Below are 20,434 nucleotides of genomic sequence, written 5' to 3' on the forward strand. Positions count from 1 at the left end.
CCTGAGCGAATAAGCGCTTGCTCAGCATGGTGGGGTCGCCTGTATCTGTCAACGACAGGTCTGTCCACGAATGTCGGACCGGCCGACTACCCTCGGCGTCGTGCCGCAGATTCCCGAAAAAATCCACGAACTCACCGTCGGCCAGCTGTCCGCCCGCAGCGGCGCGGCCGTCTCCGCGCTGCACTTCTACGAGACCAAGGGCCTGATCAGCAGCCGCCGCACCGCCGGCAACCAGCGTCGCTACAGCCGTGACGCGCTGCGCCGTGTGGCATTCGTGCGCGCCGCCCAGCGCGTCGGCATCCCGCTCGCCGCCATCCGCGACGCACTCGCGCAGCTCCCCGAGGAACGCACCCCCAACCGCGAGGACTGGGCCCGGCTCTCGGAGGACTGGCGCGCTGAACTCGACCAGCGGATCGCCCAGTTGATGCGCCTGCGCGACCACTTGACCGACTGCATCGGCTGCGGCTGCCTCTCGCTGAAGAACTGCACGCTGTCCAACCCGGACGACGTCTTCGGCGAGCGGCTCACCGGCTCCAGGCTGTAGCCGGGGCGTGCGCGGCAGCCGTCTCGCGGGCCGCCGCCACCAGCTCCGCGTTCGACCGCGCCGGCCGCCCGTCGGGCAGGTGCAGTACGTCGCCCACGCCGGTCCGGACGCCCGCACCGCACTGCGCGGCCAGCCGCAGCACCGGCCAGGCGGCGGCCTCCCGCCCGAACAGCAGCAGCGGCACCGGCGGCAGCCACCGCAGCCCCGCCACCAGCGCCGGATCGGCCGTGGCCAGTTCCACCACGAGCCGCAGGCGCGCCGGGTACCGGACCGGCCAGGCCAGGAACCGCGTCAGTGGCCCCGGCCCCCGCCCGGCGCCCGGGCCGCCCAGCGGAACCACCGCGTCCACCGCCACGCCCCGCGCCAGCAGGGCCTCCGCCAGCTCCTCGGCCCCCGGCTCCGCGAACGGCACCACCGCCCGGTCGGGCAACACGGTCCACGAACGGACCCGCTCCAGCCGCCCCGCCGGATCCGGCTCGGCCCCGATGCCCGCCGGCACCGAAAGCGGTACGGAGACCCCCGCGCCCCGCAACGCCTCCAGCACGGGCCCCACGACCCGGGGCGACAGGCTCTCCCGGCCGCACGGGGTCCGCGGATGCACCAGCACCTCCCCGGCCCCGGCGGCGACCGCCCCGAGGGCCGACTCCACCACGTCCTGCGGGGACAGGGGCACGGCGGTCCCGTCGGCGGCGCTGCGCGTACCGTTCACCGACACCGACACCGACACCGGCACCGACACCGGCACCGGCACCGACACCGGCACCGGCACCGACACGGATACCGACACCGGCACAGGCACAGGCACCGGCCCCGGCACGGATATCGGCCCCGGCGCCCCGACCGGTCCCCGCGGGCTCATGCCGCCCCGGCCGATGCCGGGTCCGCCATCGACGCCGAGCCGGCCAGCGCCGGCCGGGGCACGACGATCCCGCAGCCCGCACAGACCGGCCCGTCCCAGGCCCACGCCCCCTCCCAATGGCCATGCCCCGCGCGGGGCCCCCGTCTCGGCCCGGGCAGCTGCGCGGGCCAGCGCAGCTCCTGTTCGCCGCAGACCGGGCAGCCCGTCCCCGGCTCCGACTCCAGTGCCGCGACCAGCCGCCGCAGCACGTCGCCCAGCGTCCCGTCCGGCCGCACTCCGGGATCGGCGCACCGCACCACCGCATCCCCGCTGCCGCCCCACGCCCACTCCGGCCGGCGCAGCCCGTGGTGTTTCTCGCGGCGGCGCCGCTCCGCGAACTGGCGCTCGTACTCCAGCCAGACCGCCCGCGCGTCCTCCAGCTCCTCCAGCGCCGCGACCAGCCGCTGCGGATCGGCCGCCCGGTCCTCGGGGGCGATGCCGTGCCGGTCGCACAGGTGCCACCACGTCGCCCGGTGCCCGTACGGAGCGAACCGCTCCAGGCAGCGGCGCAGCGAATGGCGCCGCAGTGCACGGTCATTGCGTGCGTCCCGCACCTGGTACGCAAGACTTCGGAATCCCGCCATCACACCTTCACCTCCGAACGCGCCCACGCCCGCACCGGGTGGCGTCGTACGACGTCGAACGACGACGCACCGTGAGATGTGCCCAACATGCCCGGTCAGGTGCGGGCGCATGCGGGGGCGGACGAGGCGTGCGGGTGGCACATGGCCGGAAGTCAGCGCCCCATGCGCCCCGCGGCAACCACGAGCCGGGCCAGCTCCTCGTGGCAGATGTCGCTGTGCGCCCCCGACGGGGGACCCCCGCGCCGGACCACGGACCCGGTGTCCACACTGACGCAACCGGCCTCCGGGACCCCCGAGCGCAGGGCCGCGTCGAGGGTGAGCCGCGGGGTGCCCGGTACCGCTTGTACCCCGTCGTGACCGATCGCGCCCCACCGCTCGTCGAAACCGAGGAGACCGGCCGAATCCCCTGCCATCCGGGAGGCCAGCGGATAGAAGACCCCCAGGGCCGCGTCGTACGGGGAGTGGCAGGCGACCACCGGGCCGTCGGCCTTGCGCTGCATGCCGCGCAGGGCGCCGCCGCGGCCCTTGTCGTGGGGGAGCCGGTCGGCGAAGGCGTAGTGGGAGAAGGCCCCCTGGAGCAGCGTCACGGACTTCACGTACCGGGCCCCGTCCGGGACCGCGCGCAGCGCGAAGGAGACCACCCGGGCCCCGAAGCTGTGGCCGATCAGATGGACCCGCAGAGCCGGTCGGTGCGCCGCCAGTTCGGCCAGCACCGGCCCGAGTCCGTGCTCGCCGACAGTCCCGGCGCGCTTCTTCATCTGGTAGTACGTGGCCTGCCGCAGCAGCTCCTTGGCGCCGTTCCACAGCGCGTGCAGGCCGCCGCCGGGGGAGAGGGCCGGCTCGGCGGCGCCCCCGGGGAGTGCGCCCGCCCTGGCCAGCGCCTCGGTGAGGGCCCGGCAGACCTCCAGCACGTCCAGCGTGAAGATCACGGGCACCTCGGGCACCTCGGGCACGTCGGGCACGCCCGGAACGTCGGTCACCACGGGCACGCCGGGCACGCCGGTCACCACGGACACGCCGGTCACGCCGGTGCCGGAAACGTCGGTCACCACGGGCGCGGCCGGGCCCAGGAGGGCCGTGCCCGCCGGATCCACCGTGTCCACGCCCGCCAGCTCCCGTACCAGCGCGCCGAACTCGGTGAAGGCCGCCTCCGACTCCGGCCGGTCCTCCAGCAGTTCCGCGACCCGGTCCAGCTCCGCCACCCGTCCCGGCCAGAACTCCCCGAGCGCCCGGAGCGTGGCGGGGTCCAGGGCCGTCCCGTGGCCCGGCTCGGCGAGTGCGCCGTGCGGGTCGAAGTCCGGGATCGGCTCGTCCGAGAACCGGATCGAGGGCCAGACGACACCCACGAACCCCAGCCGCACCCCTGCCCCCACCAGCCCCGGGAAGGGCGCGTAGAAGCGGTCGAAGAGCCGGGTCGACGTCGACCGGTCGCTGTTCCAGCCGTGCGCGAAGACCAGGAGGTCGGTGGCCTCCAGCGCGGCCACCGCATCCCGGCTGCTCCGGTCCACGTCCCCGTCGGAGTCGAAGGTCAGCTCCGCGTACGGACCGACCTCCATACCGATACCGACACTTCTGCCCGTTCCGTCCGACATGGGGTCCCCCTCCGCGGGCCGCCTCTCCGGTGCCGTCCAGCATCCTGCTGCGGCACCCGCCCGGCCAGACCCCCGCACCCGCGGATTCACGGGTAGAGCAGGTACCGACCCCGCACCGCCGCGAACCGCTCCAGTCCCGCCGCCCAGTCGGCCGCGATCTCCTCGACCCCGGCCCCCGCGTCCACCATCTTGCGCACCCGGTCCGAGCCGGTCAGCTGGTCGATCCAGTGGTCGGTGCGCCACGCGAACCCGCTCCACGTCCGCTTCGCCGTCACCAGCAGCCCGATCCCGGCGCGCACCGGATCGAAGGCCGCCCGGTCGTGCACGATCAGCCGGACCCCGCCGCACACCTTCCCCGTGAACTTGGAGAACGTCGGTGTGAACCAGGCCTCGCGGAACCACACCCCGGGCAGTCCCAGCGCCTCGGCCGCCTCCGCCCACCGCCGGTCCACGCCCTCCGCCCCGACCACCTCGAACGGCGTGGTCGTCCCGCGCCCCTCGGACAGGTTGGTGCCCTCGAACACGCAGGTGCCGGCGTACGCGAGGGCCGTGTCCGGAGTCGGCACGTTCGGGCTCGGCGGCACCCAGGGCAGTCCGGTCGCCCCGAAGAAGGAGTCCCGCCGCCACCCGGTCATCCGGACCGTGTGCAGCTCGACCGGCTGCGCGGCCAGGAACTCCCCGTTGAACAACAGGGCCAGTTCGGCCACCGTCATCCCGTGCGCCAGCGCGATCGGCTCGCGGCCCACGCCGCTCGCGTACGCGGGTTCCAGCACGGGGCCGGCGGCCCGTACCCCGCCCGCCGGGTTCGGCCGGTCCAGGACGACGACCGCCTTGCCGGCGAGCGCGGCCGCGCGCATGCAGTCGTACAGGGTCCAGATGTAGGTGTAGAAGCGGGCGCCGACGTCCTGGATGTCGAAGACGACCGTGTCGATGCCGGCCGCCGTGAACACGTCCGCGAGCTTCTGCCCGCTCTGGCCGTACGTGTCGTACACCGGCAGCCCGGTCGCCGGATCGCGCCCCGCCGCCTCGGAGTCGCCCGCCTGCGCCGTCCCGCGGAACCCGTGCTCCGGTCCGAACACCGCCACCAGGTTCACCCGCGCGTCCGCGTGCAGTACGTCGACCAGGTGGCGGGCGTCGGCGGTGATCCCGGTGGGGTTGGTGACGACCCCGACCCGCCGGCCGGCGAGCGCCGCGTAGCCGTCGGCGGCGAGCTGCTCGAAGCCGGTGCGCACCCGGTCGGCAGCGCCTGCCGACGCCGGCCGCGGTGCCGGGGCCGGGGCCCGGCCGGGGGCCGCACCCACCGCCCCGAGGGTGCCCAGGGCCCCCGTCGTTCCCGCCAGGCCCAGCAGCCCCCGTCGCGACAGCATCATCCGGCCACGCTAGGCGCCGCCCCTCTTCCACCCCGACATACCGACCGGTTAGTCTGCCCGGCATCCGGCCATGAAAGGTGATCCCGTGAGCGCGTACCAGGACCAGCGAGTCGTCGTCACCGGCGCGGGCGGCGGCATCGGAGCCGCCCTCGCCCACCGCTTCGCCGCCGAGGGGGCCACGGTCGTGGTCAACGACCTCGACGCCGCCAAGGCCGCCGCCGTGGCGGCCGGGATCGGCGCCCGGGCCATCCCGGTCCCGGGCGATGCGTCGGCCGTCGTCGCCGAGGCCCGCGAGGCGCTCGGCGGCAGGGTGGACGTCTACTGCGCGAACGCCGGACTCGCCTCGGGAGGGGACGCGTTCGCCGACGAGGCCGTCTGGGAGGCGGCCTGGGACACCAACGTCATGGCGCACGTCCGCGCCGCCCGGCTGCTGCTGCCCGACTGGCTGGAGCGCGGGAGCGGCCGCTTCGTGTCCACCGTCTCGGCCGCAGGGCTGCTCACCATGATCGGGGCGGCGCCGTACAGTGTCACCAAGCACGGTGCGCTCGCCTTCGCGGAGTGGCTCTCGCTGACCTACCGCCACCGCGGTGTGGAGGTGCACGCCATCTGCCCGCAGGGGGTCCGCACCGACATGCTGACGGCCGCGGGCTCGGCGGGCGAACTCGTTCTCGCGCCGACCGCGATCGAGCCGGCAGCGGTTGCGGACGCACTGTTCGACGGCATGGAGAAGGGCCGGTTCTTGATCCTCCCGCACCCCGAGGTCGCGGACTACTACGCCGCGCGCGCCACCGAACCGGACCGCTGGCTCGCCGGCATGAACCACCTCCAGCGGAAGTGGGAGGCCAGGTGACCGCGGCCGCCGGCTACGCCGCCAAGCCGTGGCTCGCGCTCCTCAGCCCCGCCCAGCGGGCCCCCGTCTGCCCGCCGCCCAGCCTGCTGCACGCCTTCCGTGAGGCCGTCGCCCACGCCCCCGGGCGCACCGCGCTGGCCTACTTCGACGGCCGCATCGGCTACGCGGAGGCCGACGCCCTCTCCGACTCCGTCGCCGGCCACCTCGCCGCACACGGCGTCGGCCGCGGGGACCGGGTCGCGGTCATGCTCCAGAACACCCCGCACTTCGTGCTCGCCGCGCTGGCCGCATGGAAGGCCGGGGCGGTGGTCGTCCCTCTCAACCCCATGTACAAAGCGGGAGAGGTCGGGCACATCCTGCGCGATTCCGGGGCCGTCGCGCTGCTGTGCGAGGGCGGGGCGTGGTCGGCGTACCTGGCCGGAGCCGTCCGTGACACGGCGGTACGGGCCGTCCTGACCGCCTCGGACCACGAGTTCCAGACCCGCAACGACCCGCGCGTGTTCCCCCCGGCTTCCCCCGCGCCGTCTCCGGCGGGCGCAGCCGGGGCGGTCCCGCACCCGCGCACCCCGCAGGGCGGACCCCCGCACCACGGAGCCGCGCCCGACGGCTCCCCGAACGACCGATCCGCGCCCGACGGCTCCCCGCAGACCGGGGTCGCGCAGCCCGGGGCCCCGCAGTCCGGGATCCCACAGCCCGGGGCCCAGCAGTCCGGCGCGTCGCAGGACGGGCCCGCCCGTCCCCGCGCCGGTGCCCCGGTGGGACCCGCCCGAGCCGATCTGGCCGCCGTGGCGCGCCAGGGCCACCCCGCCCCGCCCGACCCCGGATTCACCGCCGCCGACACCGCGCTCATCAGCTACACCTCCGGCACCAGCGGCACCCCCAAGGGCGCCATGAACCCGCACGGCGCGCTCACCCACAACGCCGTCCGCCAGGTCACCGGGCACCCGCTCCCCGAGGGCGCCACGTACTTCGCCCTCGCACCGCTCTTCCACATCACCGGCATGGTCTGCGAGCTCGGCGCCTGCCTCGTCAACGCCGGCACCCTCGTCCTCGCGCACCGCTTCGACGCCGGCGTCGTCCTCGACGCCTTCCTGGAGCACCGCCCCGCCTACACCGTCGGCCCGGCCACCGCCTTCATGGCCCTGGCCGCCCACCCCGGCGTCACCCGGGACCACTTCGCCTCGTTCCAGGTGATCTCCTCCGGCGGCGCCCCCCTCCCGCCCGCCCTCGTCGAACGCCTCCGCGCCGCCTTCGGCTTCTACCTGCGCAACGGCTACGGGCTGACCGAGTGCACCGCGCCCTGCGCCTCCGTGCCCCCGCACCTCGAAGCCCCCGTGGACCCCGCCTCCGGCACCCTGTCCGTGGGACTGCCCGGCGCCGACACCGTCGTACGGATCCTGGACGAGCACGGGGCCGAGGTGCCCTTCGGCGAGACCGGCGAGATAGCCGTCCGCGGCCCCCAGGTCGTCCCCGGCTACTGGGGGCTGCCCGCCGAGACCGCCAAGGCCTTCCCGGACGGGGAACTGCGCACCGGCGACGTCGGCTTCATGGACGCCGAGGGCTGGCTGTACGTCGTCGACCGCAAGAAGGACATGATCAACGCCTCCGGGTTCAAGGTCTGGCCGCGCGAGGTCGAGGACGTGCTCTACGGCCACCCCGCCGTGCGGGAGGCGGCCGTGGTCGGCGTGCCCGACCCGTACCGCGGCGAGAGCGTGAAGGCGTACGTGAGCCTGCGCCCCGGCACCTCGGCCGAACCGGAGGAGCTGTCCGCGTACTGCGCCGCCCGCATCGCCGCGTACAAATACCCGCGCCAAGTGGAGATCCTGCCTGTTCTGCCGAAGACGACGAGTGGCAAGATCCTGCGACGGGAACTGCGCGACCGCGGCTGAAAACAGCCGTACGGTCATACAGCTGCTCGTACCACTGGCCGGACGGGCCAGAGAACAGGGAAGGGAAGGTCAGCGCCATGGCTGCCAGGAGCACGGAGCCCGAAGGCACGCACGAGGCCCCGGTGCCGCAGCGGCTGCTGGCCGTCGCCACCCGGCTGTTCGCCGAGCGCGGCTACGACCGCACCTCGGTACAGGAGATCGTCGAGGCGGCCGGGGTCACCAAGGGGGCGCTGTACCACTACTTCGGATCCAAGGACGACCTGCTGCACGAGGTGTACGCGCGGATGCTGCGCCTCCAGCAGCAGCGGCTGGACGCGGTGGCCGGTTCCGACGCCCCCGTCGAGGAGCGGCTGCGCGCCGCGGCCGCCGACGTGGTGGTCACCACCATCGAGAACCTCGACGACGCGGCGATCTTCTTCCGGTCGATGCACCAGCTCAGCCCGGAGAAGTTCAAGCAGGTGCGGGCGGAGCGCCGGCGCTACCACGAGCGCTTCCGGGCGCTGGTCGAGGAAGGCCAGCGCACCGGCGTGTTCTCCACCGCCACGCCCGCGGACCTGGTGGTGGACTACCACTTCGGCTCCGTCCACCACCTCTCCACCTGGTACCGGACGGACGGCCCGCTCACGCCCCGGGAGGTCGCCGACCACCTCGCCGACCTGCTGCTGCGCGCGCTGCGCCCCTGAACCGCGGACCGCGGACCGCGCACCGACGACGGCCCGCCCCCGTCCACCCCTGGCAGGGGCGGACGGGGACGGGCCCTTCGGTACGTCCGGTCAGTGCATCTCGTACGTCCGGTCAGTGCGGCCGGTCGCCGCTACGGGGCGACCTTCAGCAGCTTGTTCGCCGTGCCCGCCGACGGGTTGGTCACCGCGCCGGCCGTGGCCGCGCCCGTCAGTGCGGAAGCCGTCTGCGCCGGGGTCGCGGACGGGTGTCCGGCCAGGTAGACCGCCGCGGCGCCCGTCACGTGCGGGGTGGCCATGGAGGTGCCCGAGATGGTCTTGGTGGCGGTGTCGCTGTCCTTCCAGTCGGAGGTGATGTCCGAGCCCGGCGCGTAGAGGTCCACGACGGAGCCGAAGTTGGAGAACGAGGACTGCTGGTCGTCGATGGTGCTGGACGCGACGGTGATCGCCTCCGGAACCCGGGCGGGGGAGCCCTGACCGGCGTCCGCCGACTCGTTGCCCGCCGCCACCGCGAAGGTGACGCCCGAGGCGATGGCCCGGCGCACGGCCTCGTCCAGCGCCTCGTCCGCGCCGCCGCCCAGGCTCATGTTGGCCACCGAGGGCCCCGAGTGGTGCTGGGTGACCCAGTCGATGCCGGCGACGACCTGCTCGGTGGTGCCGGAGCCGTTGTCGTCGAGCACCCGCACCGCGACCAGCTTCGCCTTCTTGGCGACGCCGTGCGCGGTCCCCGCGATGGTGCCCGCGACGTGCGTGCCGTGGCCGTTGCCGTCGTCGGCGCTGTCGTCGTTGTCGACGGCGTCGAAGCCGGACGTGGCGCGGCCGCCGAAGTCCTTGTGGGTCGTGCGTATACCGGTGTCGATGACGTACGCCGTCACGCCCTCGCCGGCGCTGTCGGGGTAGTTGTACTTCTTGTCCCCCGGCTTGGCCGTCTGGTCGATCCGGTCCAGCCCCCATGAGGGCGGGTTGTCCTGAGTGGCGTTGATGGTGAACTTCTTGTTCTGCACGACCTTGCCGACGGCCGGGTCCGCGGCGAGCCGCTTGGCCTTGGTCTCGCTCAGGCCGGCCACCGAGAAGCCGTTGACCCCGGAGCTGTAGGTGCGCTTCAGCTCGCCTCCGTACTTCTTGGCCAGCTGTTCCTTGTTCGCGGATGCGTCGAGTATGACGACGTAGCTACCGCTGATCGCGCCGGGCGCACCCAGTCCGAACACCGTGCCTTCGGCCGGTGTCGAGGCCCCCGCGAAGGGGGTGGCGAGCAGGGTCACGGCGGCCGCGGTGGCGGCTCCCGTGGCGACTGCCGCGTACCGGAAACCGCGCGAGCGCTTGTGAGTTGCCATCTGGAGGGTTCTCCTCATGTTGACGTGTGGGGCGTCAAACCTTCTGGAGAACCCTCTTCCGATTGACAGGCGCAAATCAAGAACGCCCCGGGGGTAAAGGGTTATTCAACAAGCTTTCTTAAAAAGCCCCCCGCATCGCCTTCACCTCGCACATGGGTTCGCACGAACTCCCGCACGATTCCTCCACGTTCAGCCGCGGAGCCCGGCGTACCTCTTCAGCTCCCGGTGCGCCAGCGAACGCTGGTGCACCTCGTCCGGACCGTCCGCCAGCCGCAAAGTCCTTGCCGCCGCCCACAGTTCGGCCAGCGGGAAGTCCTGACTCACCCCGCCCGCACCGTGCAGCTGCACCGCGTCGTCGAGGATCCGCACCACCGCCCGCGGCGTCGCGATCTTGATGGCCTGGATCTCGGTGTGCGCGCCACGGTTGCCGACCGTGTCCATCAGCCAGGCCGTCTTCAGCACCAGAAGGCGCAGCTGCTCCACGGTGACCCGGGCGTCCGCGATCCAGCTCTGTACGACGCCCTGGGCGGCCAGCTCCTTGCCGAAGGCCGTACGCCCCACCGCGCGCCGGCACATCAGCTCGATGGCCCGCTCCGCCATGCCGATCAGCCGCATGCAGTGGTGGATCCGGCCCGGCCCGAGCCGGGCCTGGGCGATGGCGAAGCCGGTGCCCTCCTCGCCGATCAGGTTCGCGGCCGGCACCCGGACCCCGTGGAAGACCACCTCGGCATGGCCGCCGTGGTCGTGGTCCTCGTACCCGTACACGGTCATCGCCCGGCGCACCTCCACGCCCGGAGCGTCGCGGGGGACCAGGATCATCGACTGCTGGCGCCGCGGATCCGCGCCGTCCGGATCGGTCTTGCCCATGACGATGAAGATCTTGCAGTCCGGGTTCATGGCCCCGGAGATGAACCACTTGCGGCCCGTCACGACGTACGCGGCACCGTCGGCCGAACGCTCGATCCGCGTCTCGATGTTCGTCGCGTCCGAGGAGGCGACCTCCGGCTCGGTCATCGCGAACGCGGACCGGATCTCCCCGGCCAGCAGCGGCTGGAGCCACTGCTTCTTCTGCGCCTCGTCGCCGAACTGCGCGAGCAGCTCCATGTTCCCGGTGTCCGGGGCCGCGCAGTTGGTCGCCATCGGCGCCAGGTGCGGGCTGCGGCCGGTGATCTCGGCGAGCGGGGCGTACTGGAGGTTGGTCAGCCCAGCGCCGTGCTCGGCGCTGGGAAGGAAGAGGTTCCACAGGCCCTGACGGCGCGCCTCGGCCTTCAGCTCACCGAAGACGGCCGGGGTGTCCCAGGGCGAGGCCAGCCGCGCGCGCTGCTCGGCGGCGACGGGCTCCGCCGGGTACACGTACTCCTCCATGAACGCGAGGAGCCGCTCGCGGAGTTCCTCGGTCCGGGCGTCGAATGCGAAGTCCATGGTGTGCCTCAGCCTTCCTGGCCGTTTTCGAATGGACGGGGGCCCTGGAGGGTGGCCAGACCGTGCTCGATGAAGACCGGGACCAGCTCACCGATCCGGTCGAAGCCCGCGCCCACCGTCTGCCCCAGCGTGTAGCGGTAGTGGATGCCTTCGAGGATCACCGCGAGCTTGAACCAGGCGAAGGCGGTGTACCAGGCGATCGCACCGGTGTCGCGGCCGGACCGGGCGGCGTACCGCTCGATCAGCTCGGCAGGCGCCGGGTGGCCGGGGGCCCCGCTCGTCGTGCTGACCGGGGAGTCCTTCAGCCCCAGGTCCGAGCTGTACATCACCAGCAGCCCGAGGTCGGTCAGCGGATCCCCGAGCGTGGACATCTCCCAGTCCAGCACCGCCCTGATCGTGTCGTCCGGGCCGCCGATCAGCACGTTGTCCAGCCGGAAGTCACCGTGCACGACGGTCGGGGCGGGGGAGTCCGGCAGGGCCCGGCCGAGCGCGCCGTGCAACTCGTCGATGCCCGCAAGCTCGCGCCCCCGGGAGGCCGCGAGCTGCTTGCCCCAGCGGCGCAGCTGCCGGTCGAGGAAGCCCTCGGGCCGGCCGAAGTCGCCCAGGCCCACCGCCGCCGGATCCACCGCGTGCAGGTCGACCAGGGTGTCCACCAGGTTCAGCACCGCCCGCCGGGTGCGCTCGGGGCCGATCCCGGCGAGCTGCCCCGCCGTCCGGTACGGCACCCCGTCCACGTACTCCATGACGTAGAACGGCGCCCCGAGGACCGACTCGTCCTCGCACAGCAGCAACGGCTCGGGCACCGGCACGGCCGTGCCGTGCAGCGCGTGGATCACCCGGTGTTCGCGCCGCATGTCATGCGCCGTGGCCAGGACGTGGCCGAGCGGCGGACGGCGCACCACCCAGCGGGCCGTCCCGTCCGTGATCTCGTACGTGAGGTTCGACCGGCCGCCTTCGATCAGCCGGCCGCGCAGCTCCCCGGCCACGAGACCCGGCCGCGCCCGGTCGAGATGACCGCGCAGCCGCCCCAGGTCGAGGCCCCGGGGGCCGGCTGAAGCGGACGCTGACGCTGAGGTCATGGTGTGCACCTCCGTGCGGAGTGGACGAGGACGAACGAACGAGAGCCATCATGCCGACCAGTCGGTATGTCGTCCAGTGTGCGGGGCCCACGAGTACGACGGACGGGCCGGAGGCGCGTCCTCCCGGCCCGTACGTGAACGCCGTCGTCCTCAGGCGTGGCAGAGGATCGGCGTACCGCCGTTCATCACGGTCATGTCCTGGAGGACCGTCAGGATGTCGAGTGGTGCACCCTCCGGTTCACCGGCCAGCTCCGCGTACGCCCGGTGCAGGTTCGCCACCAGCCGCTCGCTCTCCCGCCATGCGGCGAACTCGCCGAGATCGGCCTGCCGCGCCACCTCCAGGGGGGTCCGGCCCTTCGACCTGCCCTCCCGGGCGAGTTCGGCCACGTGACGGAGGTAGCGCTCGGTGGCCTCGTACGCGGACGGGTCCGTCAGCGGTCCGTGACCCGGTACGACCGTCTCCGCGTCCAGCGAGCGCAGCAGCTCCAGCGCGCGCAGCGACCCGGCCAGCGAGCCCATCGCCAGGAACGGCGTGCCACCGGCGAAGACGAGGTCGCCGGTGAACACGATCCGCTGCCGCGGCAGGAACACGATCGAGTCGCCGGTGGTGTGCGCGACCCCGGGGTGGATGACCCGGACCTCCGTGTCGCCGAGGTGGAAGGTCATGCGGTCGCTGTACGTGAGGTCCGGCGCGGTGATCTCGATCGAGCCGAAGTCGGTCGCCGGCCAGATCAGCTCCAGCTGGTGACCGGCGGCGAGCTGTTCGGTGCGCGCGTTGTCGTGCCCGAGGATCAGGGCCTCGGGGGCGAAGACGGCGTTGCCGTAGGTGTGGTCGCCGTGGTGGTGGGTGTTGACGACGGTGCGGGGCAGCGGCACGCCGGCGGCGAGGACCGCCTCGCGCAGGGCCAGGGCGCGCCGCTGGGTGGCGGCGGTGTCGATGAGCAGGGTCCGGCCGCCGTCGCTGACGAAGCCGGCGTTGTTGAGGCACCAGCCGCCGTCAGGCTGGACGTAGGCGTACACCCCGGCTGCGGGCTGGACGAGGTACGGCTCTTCGGCGGTCATCTGCGTTCTCCCGGGGAGGCGTTGAAGTGCGCTCGGCATCCTGCCAGCCGCTCGGCCGCGGAGGGCGGGTGGGGTGGGGGGCGGTCGGCCCTGCTGGTCGGGGGAGCCGGTGGCGTTGCGGGGGCGGGGGCCCTGGAGTCGGGCGGTGGTGATGGTGGTGGTTTTTGCGGGTCGGTGTCGGTGGTGTGCGGGGGATGCTCCGTCGGGTGGCCTGCAGCCGCCCCTGGCCGTGGGGCGTGCGCTTGTTTGCGGCCTGCGGGCCGGCTTTCCTGAGCCTTACGGCGCCTCCGTCGTCGTTCCGTCCCGTGTGCCGGCCCCGTCTGTCCGTCTTCGGAGTCCGTCGTCGCCGGGTTGCGCGCCGTGGGCAGTGTGCCCGCGTTCTGTCCTGTTGTGACGGGGGCCTGGATGGGCCCGCTGCTTCGTGGCTGGGTGGGTGTTGTCGTGACGGTGGCTGGTGTCGGTCTGTCCGGTGTGTTGCGGTGTGTGGGTTCTCTCAGCTGTGGTGAGGGGTGTTGCAGCCGGGGGGAAGGCCCGTGACGGGCTGTCGGTAGGCGGGGAGGGCGGGCCGGCAGGCCTGCCTTGAGGGCACCTCCGGGTGCGGTTGTCGCGCTCCGGTCCGTGTGGCTTCCGCCCCACCCTCCCGTGCTCATTACTGCCCCGGCCCGGGGGCTTCCGCCCACCGCCTTTCGGGTGGGGCGTCGCGGCCCCGGGCGGCGGGCGGGCGGGGGCGGGGTGTCAGAAGATGACCGTCATTGCGAAGAGGGACAGAGCCACCGTGCAGGTCACCGCGGCCAGGGCCGTGCGGGGGGTGAGGGCCGGGGGACGGGAGACGGTCAGCTGGCGCATGCGGTGGTGGGCCACCGCCAGGAACGCCAGCCAGATCAGCGCGATCACCGCCGCCCCGGCCACCTCCACCGGCGAACCCGGCCCGCGCAGCGCAGTCCGCAGTGCGAGGACCGCCGCCACCGAACACGCCAGCGTCGTACGCCGCCACGCGAGCCGGGTCCGCTCCGGCTGCAGACCCGCGTCACGGTTCGCCGTGCCGGAGGCCGTCATCGGCCGCTCGTCCAGCCCATCAGCACCACCAGGACCATCGACACCGCGACCAGCCCCACCCCCAGGCTCAGCACCACGGGGAACCGGGACAGCGGCAGGTCCTCGCCCCGCCGCATCGCCCGCTCGCACCGCATCCAGTGGTTGACCGCCCGCAGCGCGCAGGCCGCGCCCACCGCGAGCAGCGCGAGCGCCATGCCGACCCGCACTCCCCAGCGCAGGTCCGGCAGGAACTGGTCCACCGCGAAACCGCCGCCCACCAGGGCCAGGGCGGTCCGGATCCAGGCCAGGAAGGTCCGCTCGTTGGCCAGCGAGAACCGGTAGTCGGGGGTCTCGCCCTCGTCCCTCAGCCGCTGGGGGGCGAACCAGAGGCGCACGTCCTTGACGAAGTCGATCACCTGGTCAATCTACTGGCGGGACTCCCGGTACGCGCGCAGCCGCCGGTACGCCTCCAGACCGTCCGGCACCCACTGCCACTCCCCGTCGGCGACCCCCGCCGCCAGCTCCTCCTCGGAGAGCCACGCGTGCCAGGCCACCTCGGACTCCTGCGGCCGCACCGGCAGCTCGCAGCGCACCTGGTGCACGTACGACCACCAGCCCCCGCCCGGTCCCTCGTACAGGAACTTGAACAGCGGCTCGGGCTGCGCCAGCCCGGCCACGCCCAGCTCCTCCTCGGCCTCCCGCAGAGCGGCCTCGGCATAGCTCTCGCCGGCGCCCACCACCCCGCCCACGAACATGTCGTAGGCCGAGGGGAAGACCAGCTTCGACGCCGTCCGCCGGTGGACGAAGATCCGTCCCTGCGCGTCCCTGGCCTGGACGAACACGCACCGGTGGAGCAGCCCGCCCGCGTACACCTCGCCCCGCGGAGCCCGCCCCGTCACCCGGTCGTCCCGGTCCACCACGTCCAGTACCTCGTCAGCAGCACTCACGCGGCCCATCCAACCACCGCTGTTGACTGGTTACCGCTCCGTAGCCAAGGATCTGCCCCACCACCGACCGGAGGACGGGTTCGCCATGACGTACGACGCAGACGTGATCGTGATCGGGGCCGGCCTCGCCGGGCTCGTGGCCACCGCCGAGCTCGTCGACGCGGGCCGCAAGGTCATCCTGCTCGACCAGGAGCCCGGGCAGTCGATCGGCGGCCAGGCGCACTGGTCCTTCGGCGGCCTGTTCTTCGTCGACTCGCCCGAGCAGCGGCGGATGCGGATCAAGGACAGCCGCGAGCTCGCCCTCCAGGACTGGCGGGGGACCGCCGGCTTCGACCGCGAGGAGGACGCCTGGCCGCGCCGCTGGGCGGAGGCCTACGTCGACTTCGCGGCCGGCGAGAAGCGCCCCTGGCTGCACGCGCAGGGAGTCCGCTTCTTTCCGGTGGTCGGCTGGGCCGAACGCGGCGGGTACGACGCCAACGGCCACGGGAACTCCGTCCCCCGCTTCCACATCACCTGGGGCACCGGGCCCGGCCTGGTCGAGCCCTTCGAGCGGCGGGTCCGCGCGGGGGTGGCCCGGGGCCTGGTCCGGCTGGAGTTCCGCCACCGGGTCACCGGGCTTGGCCGGACGGCGGGCGTCCTCGACACCGTGACGGGTGAGGTCCTGGAGCCCTCCGACGCTGTACGGGGCACCGCGAGCGGCCGGGGGGTCGCCGGCACGTTCTCCCTCCGGGCCCAGGCGGTCATCGTGACCAGCGGCGGCATCGGCGGCAACCACGACCTCGTGCGCAGTCAGTGGCCGGCCCGGCTCGGCAGCCCGCCGCAACGGATGCTCTCCGGGGTCCCGGCGCACGTGGACGGCCTGATGCTGGGCATCGCCGAGCAGGCCGGCGCCAGCCACATCAACAAGGACCGGATGTGGCACTACACCGAGGGCATCGAGAACTGGGACCCGATCTGGTCCCGGCACGGCATCCGCATCCTGCCCGGCCCGTCCTCGCTCTGGCTGGACGCCACCGGCAAGCGGCTGCCCGTACCGCTCTTCCCGGGGTTCGACACCCTCGGCACCCTGGACCACATCATGAGGACCGGCCACGACCACACCTGGTTCGTCCTCAACCAGCGCATCATCGGCAAGGAGTTCGGTCTCTCGGGCTCCGAGCAGAACCCGGACCTGACGGGAAAGTCGGTGCGCGACGTCATCGACCGGGCCCGGCAGGCCGTACCCGGCCCGGTGAAGGCCTTCATGGACAACGGGGCCGACTTCGTCGTCGAACGCGACCTCGGCGCGCTGGTGCGCGGCATGAACGCGGTCACCAAGGAGGACCTGCTCGACGAGGAGACGGTCCGCCGGGAGATCGTGGCCCGCGACCGGGAGATCGCCAACCCGTTCACCAAGGACCTCCAGGTGACGGCCGTCCACGGCGCCCGCAAGTACCTCGGCGACCGGCTGATCCGCACCGCCGCACCCCACCGGATCCTGGACCCGAAGGCCGGCCCGCTGATCGCCGTCCGGCTCTCCGTCCTGACCCGCAAGTCCCTGGGCGGCCTGGAGACCGACCTGTCGTCGCGGGTCCTGACCGGCTCCGGCGAGCCGCTGCCCGGCCTGTACGCGGCCGGCGAGGCGGCCGGCTTCGGCGGTGGCGGGGTGCACGGCTACCGCGCCCTGGAGGGAACCTTCCTCGGCGGCTGCATCTTCTCGGGCCGGGCGGCGGGCCGCGCCGCGGCCCGGGCGGTGGGCTGAACCGGGCTCGGCCCGGGCTCGCCCGGAGCGGCTCCGGCCCGGGCTCGCCAGAGCGGCTCCGGCCCGGGCCCGGGCCGGAGCCGCCCCGTCAGAGGCGTTCGACGACCCGGAAGCGTTCCGCGACGACCAGCGTGTCGTCGGCCACCGTGAACTGCGGGTCGCCGAGGGCCTCCCGCATCTGCGGCCCGTGCCAGTACCGCTCGTGGGTATCACGCCATTCGGCGACGGACGTGTAGCCCTCCCCCTCGTCCAGGACGTGCTCCAAATCCACCTCCGCGAGCGGCAGAATCCGTACGTCCGTCACCTCCAGGACGGCCACCGGCCGTTCCGCGGAGTCCATGACCGCCATCCGCCCGCCCACCACCGGCAGGGGATCGCCCGCCACCTCGTATTCGGTCAGCAGCCCCGTGGTCGAGGTCTTCGCCCCGCTCAGCACCGCCGCCACCAGCATGTCGCGCACCGGCCCCGGAAACGCGAACAAAGCGGGAGGAAGATCCTCGTACGTCGTCATGGGCCCACCCTACGGTCGCTCCCGCGTCGGCCGTGAAGGGGTTTGCCACCCCAACTGGCGTCATGTCCACACCAGTTGAAACGCGCCACGCAGTGGACTGGACCTTGACGCGGAGCTGTGCGTACCGCTTTGCTGTGCGTGATCATCCAGCCAAACCGTCCGCCCGCGCCCGTGCTCTGGAGGGAATTCCGCGGATGTCCCCGCCTCCGCCGCCCCTCGGCCGCGCCCGCAAGCGGGACGCCCAGCTCTTCGACCCGGCCCTGTGCGACACCGAGCTGGTCGACGTACGAGCCCAGTTCACCCAGGGCCGCTGGGCCAAGGCCCGCTCCCTCCTCGTCGGCACCGGCGACGACTGGGACCGCCGCGGCCACCGTATCGTCGTGCTCGCCGAGACCCCCGCTGCCACGGCCTGGGCCCGCGAATGGCTGCTCGCCGAACCCGAGAGCGCCGACGCCGCCACCCTCCTGGCCTGCGCCGCCGTCTTCACCGCCCTGCGCCGCAAGGGCACGCCCGAAGCCGCCGAGGAGGCCTGCCGCCGGGCCGCCGCGCTGCTCCCCGCCGACCCCACCCCCTGGCTGGGGCTGCTCATGCTCTCCCGGGCCTTCGGCACAGAGGAGGAGTTCAGCCGCCACTTCGACCAGGTCCGGGCGCGCCACCGCGAGCACCACCACGCCCACCACCTCATGGTCGCCCAGCTCGCCGAGCACACCCCCGGCGCCGGCCACGATCCGCTCCACGAGGTCTACGACTTCGCCGCCTGGGCCGCCGAGGAGTCCCCGGCCGACTCCCCGCTCGCCGTCCTCCCCGTCATCGCCCACGCCGAGCGCTACCGGGTGCTGGCGGGCTCGTACGGCTCCGACAGCAGCGCCGGCGCCGTCACCCACTGGTCGAGCCGCCGCGCCCGCCAGGTGCTGCGCTCCGCCTTCGACTGGTGGCTGGAGTGGGAACGCGAGGACCACCCCCGCAACCGGGTCGACCTCAACTTCCTGGCCCACGCCAAGCTCTGCGAGGGCCGCCCGGCCGAGGCCGCCGCCCTGTTCCACCGCATCGGCAGCCACGCCACGCCCGCCCCTTGGTCCTATCCGGACCTCGACCCGCACAAGGCCTTCCTCGAGGCCCGCAGCGCCGCACTCGGCGGCACGGCCTGACCCACCCCCACCCGGCTCCACCCCGACCTTCCCCCCGAAAGGACACCCCGCCATGGCGACGGGCAGATCCACCACGCTCAGCACCGCGCCCGAGATCCGCACCTACAAGGGCCAGGACCGCGCGCTGCGCGCCGACCGCCTCGGCACCGCCGGCCTGCTGCTCTCCGTACTCGCCGCCAGCGCGCCCCTGATGGTGGTCGCCGGTGTGATGCCCACCACCTTCGGGGTCATGGGCGTGGTCGGCCAGCCGCTGCTGTTCGTGATCCTCGGCATCGTGCTCGCGCTCTTCAGCATCGGCTACGCCGAGATGAGCCGGCACGTCCACAACGCCGGCGCCTTCTACGCGTACATCGCCCGCGGCCTCGGCCCCACCGCGGGCGCCGGCGCCTCGCTCGTCGCCCTCGTCGCGTACAGCGCCATGCAGGTCGGTGTCTACGGCATCCTCGGCTTCGAGATCTCCGGCCTCTTCGCCACCTACCTGAAGATCGACGTCGCCTGGTGGATACCGGCCCTGGCCGCCGTCGCCGTCACCGGCGCGCTGGGCTGGCTCAAGATCGACCTCAACGCCCGCGTCCTCGGCGTCCTGCTCCTCATCGAGTGCGCCCTCGTCGTCGTCTTCGACGTCGCCGCCCTCGGCGCCCCCGGCCCCGAAGGCCTCTCCCTGCACGCCTTCGACCCCGCGACCCTCGGCGGCGCCGGCCTCGGCACGGCCCTGTGTTTCTGCATCGCCGCCTTCGTCGGCTTCGAGCAGTCCCCGGTCTACGCCGAGGAGACCAGCAAGCCCCACATCGTCGTCTCCCGGGTGATGTTCCTCGCCGTCGGCTTCGTCGCCCTCTTCTTCGCCTTCAGCGCCTGGGCCCTGACCGTCGCCACCGGCCCCTCCGAGATCGTCAAGACCTCCGGCGAAGCCGGCCCCGGCCTGCTCTTCCAGCTCACCGAAGGGCGGCTTGGCACGGCCTTCACCGACGTCCTGCACGTCCTCTTCGTCACCGGCATGTTCGCCGCCATGCTCAGCTTCCACAACGTGGTCGCCCGCTACGCCTTCGCCATGGGCCGCGAGGGACTGCTCCCCGCCGCCTTCGGCCGGACCAGCGCGGGCACCGGAGCCCCCGCCACCGGCTCGCTCCTCCAGACCGTCATCGCCACGCTCGTCGTCCTCGCCTTCGCCTTCACCGACGACCAGCCGGCCGGCGACCCCACCGCGCCCGTCCTGCACCTGTTCACCTGGATGGGCAGCGTCGGCGCCCTCGGGGTGACCCTCCTCATGGCCGCCGCCTCCTTCGCCGTCATCGCGTTCTTCGTCCGCCGTGGCACGGCCGGCGCCCAGATCTGGCGGCTCGTCGCGGCCGGAGCCGCCGGGATCGCCCTGCTCGGCATCGCCGTGTACACGGTGAAGGACTTCGGCGTCCTCGTCGGCGCCGAGAAGGGCTCCGCTCTCAGCTGGGTGCTGCCCGGCATCATCGGCGCCGCCGTCGTGGGCGGACTCCTGTACGGGGTCGTCCTGCGCAGCCGCCGCCCCGAGGTGCACGCCCGCATCGGCCTGGGGAACGAGGCCTTCCGCCTCGACCAGGCCGCGGAGACCGAACCCCGCGGGTGACCCCACCGCCTCGCTTTCCTGCCCGTACGAAGCCCCTGGCGTCCGTTTCCATGGTCGCCGGGGGCTTCTGTGTGAGGAGGGCGGGTTTTGGCCGTGGCCGGGGCTCATGGTCTCCTGGGGCGACAAAAACCACCGGCCCCCGCACAGGTGA

19 protein-coding genes are annotated in these 20,434 nt (G+C 73.3%); 7 read left to right on the plus strand and 12 right to left on the minus strand.

All coding sequences use genetic code 11. The annotated features are described in order from the left end of the window. The first annotated feature begins 100 nt into the window (after positions 1 to 100). Positions 101 to 544 carry a redox-sensitive transcriptional activator SoxR gene (soxR, locus tag ACIPK4_RS24510; RefSeq protein ID WP_376195478.1) on the plus strand — a complete coding sequence of 148 codons (444 nt, stop codon included), beginning with the start codon at positions 101 to 103 and terminating at the stop codon, positions 542 to 544. Here soxR and ACIPK4_RS24515 read toward each other — a convergent pair. The 4 genes from ACIPK4_RS24515 to ACIPK4_RS24530 all read right to left on the minus strand — a co-directional run bounded on the left by ACIPK4_RS24515 (position 525) and on the right by ACIPK4_RS24530 (position 4,988). Next, complete coding sequence (locus ACIPK4_RS24515; protein ID WP_402315934.1) at positions 525 to 1,331, minus strand: 3-keto-5-aminohexanoate cleavage protein; 807 nt, start codon at positions 1,329 to 1,331, stop codon at positions 525 to 527. The genes soxR and ACIPK4_RS24515 overlap by 20 nt on opposite strands. Positions 1,332 to 1,399: 68 nt before the next feature. Next, complete coding sequence (locus ACIPK4_RS24520) at positions 1,400 to 2,026, minus strand: hypothetical protein (protein ID WP_402315936.1); 627 nt, start codon at positions 2,024 to 2,026, stop codon at positions 1,400 to 1,402. Positions 2,027 to 2,178: 152 nt separating this feature from the next. Next, positions 2,179 to 3,618, minus strand: a complete 1,440-nt coding sequence (locus ACIPK4_RS24525; RefSeq protein ID WP_402315938.1) for a serine-threonine protein kinase — start codon at positions 3,616 to 3,618, stop codon at positions 2,179 to 2,181. A gap of 86 nt (positions 3,619 to 3,704) precedes the next feature. After that, positions 3,705 to 4,988 (minus strand): exo-beta-N-acetylmuramidase NamZ domain-containing protein, encoded by a 1,284-nt coding sequence (locus ACIPK4_RS24530; RefSeq protein ID WP_402315940.1) that lies wholly within the window; start codon positions 4,986 to 4,988, stop codon positions 3,705 to 3,707. 70 nt (positions 4,989 to 5,058) lie between these two features. On the opposite strand from ACIPK4_RS24530, the gene ACIPK4_RS24535 reads away from it, so the two are divergent. The 3 genes from ACIPK4_RS24535 to ACIPK4_RS24545 all read left to right on the plus strand — a co-directional run bounded on the left by ACIPK4_RS24535 (position 5,059) and on the right by ACIPK4_RS24545 (position 8,410). Then, a complete protein-coding gene (locus ACIPK4_RS24535; RefSeq protein WP_402315942.1) occupies positions 5,059 to 5,838 on the plus strand; it encodes an SDR family oxidoreductase in 780 nt (259 codons plus the stop codon). After that, the gene (locus ACIPK4_RS24540; RefSeq protein ID WP_402315944.1) at positions 5,835 to 7,727 is read left to right on the plus strand and encodes an AMP-binding protein; all 1,893 of its coding nucleotides are present in this window, start codon (positions 5,835 to 5,837) and stop codon (positions 7,725 to 7,727) included. The genes ACIPK4_RS24535 and ACIPK4_RS24540 overlap by 4 nt, the downstream gene beginning before the upstream one ends. 77 nt (positions 7,728 to 7,804) lie before the next feature. Next, complete coding sequence (locus tag ACIPK4_RS24545) at positions 7,805 to 8,410, plus strand: TetR/AcrR family transcriptional regulator (protein ID WP_054223727.1); 606 nt, start codon at positions 7,805 to 7,807, stop codon at positions 8,408 to 8,410. Positions 8,411 to 8,541: 131 nt separating this feature from the next. Here ACIPK4_RS24545 and ACIPK4_RS24550 read toward each other — a convergent pair whose 3' ends face one another. The 7 genes from ACIPK4_RS24550 to ACIPK4_RS24580 form a co-directional block, all read right to left on the minus strand. Beyond that, positions 8,542 to 9,741 (minus strand): S8 family serine peptidase, encoded by a 1,200-nt coding sequence (locus tag ACIPK4_RS24550; RefSeq protein ID WP_402315946.1) that lies wholly within the window; start codon positions 9,739 to 9,741, stop codon positions 8,542 to 8,544. Positions 9,742 to 9,930: 189 nt separating this feature from the next. Beyond that, positions 9,931 to 11,163, minus strand: a complete 1,233-nt coding sequence (locus ACIPK4_RS24555) for an acyl-CoA dehydrogenase family protein (protein WP_402315948.1) — start codon at positions 11,161 to 11,163, stop codon at positions 9,931 to 9,933. A gap of 8 nt (positions 11,164 to 11,171) precedes the next feature. After that, positions 11,172 to 12,242 carry a phosphotransferase family protein gene (locus tag ACIPK4_RS24560; RefSeq protein WP_376204472.1) on the minus strand — a complete coding sequence of 357 codons (1,071 nt, stop codon included), beginning with the start codon at positions 12,240 to 12,242 and terminating at the stop codon, positions 11,172 to 11,174. Between the two features lie 150 nt (positions 12,243 to 12,392). After that, complete coding sequence (locus tag ACIPK4_RS24565; protein WP_402315949.1) at positions 12,393 to 13,304, minus strand: MBL fold metallo-hydrolase; 912 nt, start codon at positions 13,302 to 13,304, stop codon at positions 12,393 to 12,395. 735 nt (positions 13,305 to 14,039) lie between these two features. Continuing rightward, positions 14,040 to 14,360 carry a DUF202 domain-containing protein gene (locus ACIPK4_RS24570; RefSeq protein ID WP_054223219.1) on the minus strand — a complete coding sequence of 107 codons (321 nt, stop codon included), beginning with the start codon at positions 14,358 to 14,360 and terminating at the stop codon, positions 14,040 to 14,042. Beyond that, on the minus strand, positions 14,357 to 14,755 hold the full coding sequence (locus tag ACIPK4_RS24575; RefSeq protein WP_054223220.1) for a YidH family protein: 399 nt from the start codon (positions 14,753 to 14,755) through the stop codon (positions 14,357 to 14,359). The genes ACIPK4_RS24570 and ACIPK4_RS24575 overlap by 4 nt, the downstream gene beginning before the upstream one ends. Before the next feature lie 9 nt (positions 14,756 to 14,764). Beyond that, a complete protein-coding gene (locus tag ACIPK4_RS24580; RefSeq protein WP_402315951.1) occupies positions 14,765 to 15,295 on the minus strand; it encodes an NUDIX domain-containing protein in 531 nt (176 codons plus the stop codon). Between the two features lie 76 nt (positions 15,296 to 15,371). Here ACIPK4_RS24580 and ACIPK4_RS24585 point away from each other — a divergent pair, with 76 nt between their 5' ends. Then, positions 15,372 to 17,027 carry an FAD-binding dehydrogenase gene (locus ACIPK4_RS24585; protein ID WP_402315953.1) on the plus strand — a complete coding sequence of 552 codons (1,656 nt, stop codon included), beginning with the start codon at positions 15,372 to 15,374 and terminating at the stop codon, positions 17,025 to 17,027. Positions 17,028 to 17,115: 88 nt separating this feature from the next. Here ACIPK4_RS24585 and ACIPK4_RS24590 read toward each other — a convergent pair whose 3' ends face one another. After that, positions 17,116 to 17,538, minus strand: a complete 423-nt coding sequence (locus tag ACIPK4_RS24590; protein WP_402315955.1) for an ASCH domain-containing protein — start codon at positions 17,536 to 17,538, stop codon at positions 17,116 to 17,118. Positions 17,539 to 17,732: 194 nt separating this feature from the next. Between ACIPK4_RS24590 and ACIPK4_RS24595 the strand changes: the two genes are divergently transcribed. Both ACIPK4_RS24595 and ACIPK4_RS24600 read left to right on the plus strand, forming a co-directional pair. After that, positions 17,733 to 18,686 carry a hypothetical protein gene (locus tag ACIPK4_RS24595; RefSeq protein WP_402315957.1) on the plus strand — a complete coding sequence of 318 codons (954 nt, stop codon included), beginning with the start codon at positions 17,733 to 17,735 and terminating at the stop codon, positions 18,684 to 18,686. A 52-nt stretch (positions 18,687 to 18,738) separates the two neighbouring features. After that, positions 18,739 to 20,283 carry an APC family permease gene (locus tag ACIPK4_RS24600; RefSeq protein ID WP_402315959.1) on the plus strand — a complete coding sequence of 515 codons (1,545 nt, stop codon included), beginning with the start codon at positions 18,739 to 18,741 and terminating at the stop codon, positions 20,281 to 20,283. Positions 20,284 to 20,434 lie beyond the last annotated feature (151 nt).

The organism is Streptomyces sp. NPDC086989 (genome assembly GCF_044745505.1).
GTDB lineage: Bacteria > Actinomycetota > Actinomycetes > Streptomycetales > Streptomycetaceae > Streptomyces.

Bases quoted from the DNA above. Each gene is read 5' to 3' on its own strand.
- ACIPK4_RS24565 (WP_402315949.1), bottom strand. From the start codon at position 13,304: ATGACCGCCGAAGAGCCGTACCTCGTCCAGCCCGCAGCCGGGGTGTAC.
- ACIPK4_RS24530 (WP_402315940.1), bottom strand. From the start codon at position 4,988: ATGATGCTGTCGCGACGGGGGCTGCTGGGCCTGGCGGGAACGACGGGG.
- ACIPK4_RS24580 (WP_402315951.1), bottom strand. From the start codon at position 15,295: ATGGGCCGCGTGAGTGCTGCTGACGAGGTACTGGACGTGGTGGACCGG.
- ACIPK4_RS24555 (WP_402315948.1), bottom strand. From the start codon at position 11,163: ATGGACTTCGCATTCGACGCCCGGACCGAGGAACTCCGCGAGCGGCTC.
- ACIPK4_RS24590 (WP_402315955.1), bottom strand. From the start codon at position 17,538: ATGACGACGTACGAGGATCTTCCTCCCGCTTTGTTCGCGTTTCCGGGG.
- ACIPK4_RS24550 (WP_402315946.1), bottom strand. From the start codon at position 9,741: ATGGCAACTCACAAGCGCTCGCGCGGTTTCCGGTACGCGGCAGTCGCC.
- ACIPK4_RS24600 (WP_402315959.1), top strand. From the start codon at position 18,739: ATGGCGACGGGCAGATCCACCACGCTCAGCACCGCGCCCGAGATCCGC.
- ACIPK4_RS24545 (WP_054223727.1), top strand. From the start codon at position 7,805: ATGGCTGCCAGGAGCACGGAGCCCGAAGGCACGCACGAGGCCCCGGTG.
- ACIPK4_RS24535 (WP_402315942.1), top strand. From the start codon at position 5,059: ATGAAAGGTGATCCCGTGAGCGCGTACCAGGACCAGCGAGTCGTCGTC.
- ACIPK4_RS24560 (WP_376204472.1), bottom strand. From the start codon at position 12,242: ATGACCTCAGCGTCAGCGTCCGCTTCAGCCGGCCCCCGGGGCCTCGAC.
- ACIPK4_RS24595 (WP_402315957.1), top strand. From the start codon at position 17,733: ATGTCCCCGCCTCCGCCGCCCCTCGGCCGCGCCCGCAAGCGGGACGCC.
- ACIPK4_RS24585 (WP_402315953.1), top strand. From the start codon at position 15,372: ATGACGTACGACGCAGACGTGATCGTGATCGGGGCCGGCCTCGCCGGG.
- ACIPK4_RS24570 (WP_054223219.1), bottom strand. From the start codon at position 14,360: ATGACGGCCTCCGGCACGGCGAACCGTGACGCGGGTCTGCAGCCGGAG.
- ACIPK4_RS24525 (WP_402315938.1), bottom strand. From the start codon at position 3,618: ATGTCGGACGGAACGGGCAGAAGTGTCGGTATCGGTATGGAGGTCGGT.
- ACIPK4_RS24520 (WP_402315936.1), bottom strand. From the start codon at position 2,026: ATGGCGGGATTCCGAAGTCTTGCGTACCAGGTGCGGGACGCACGCAAT.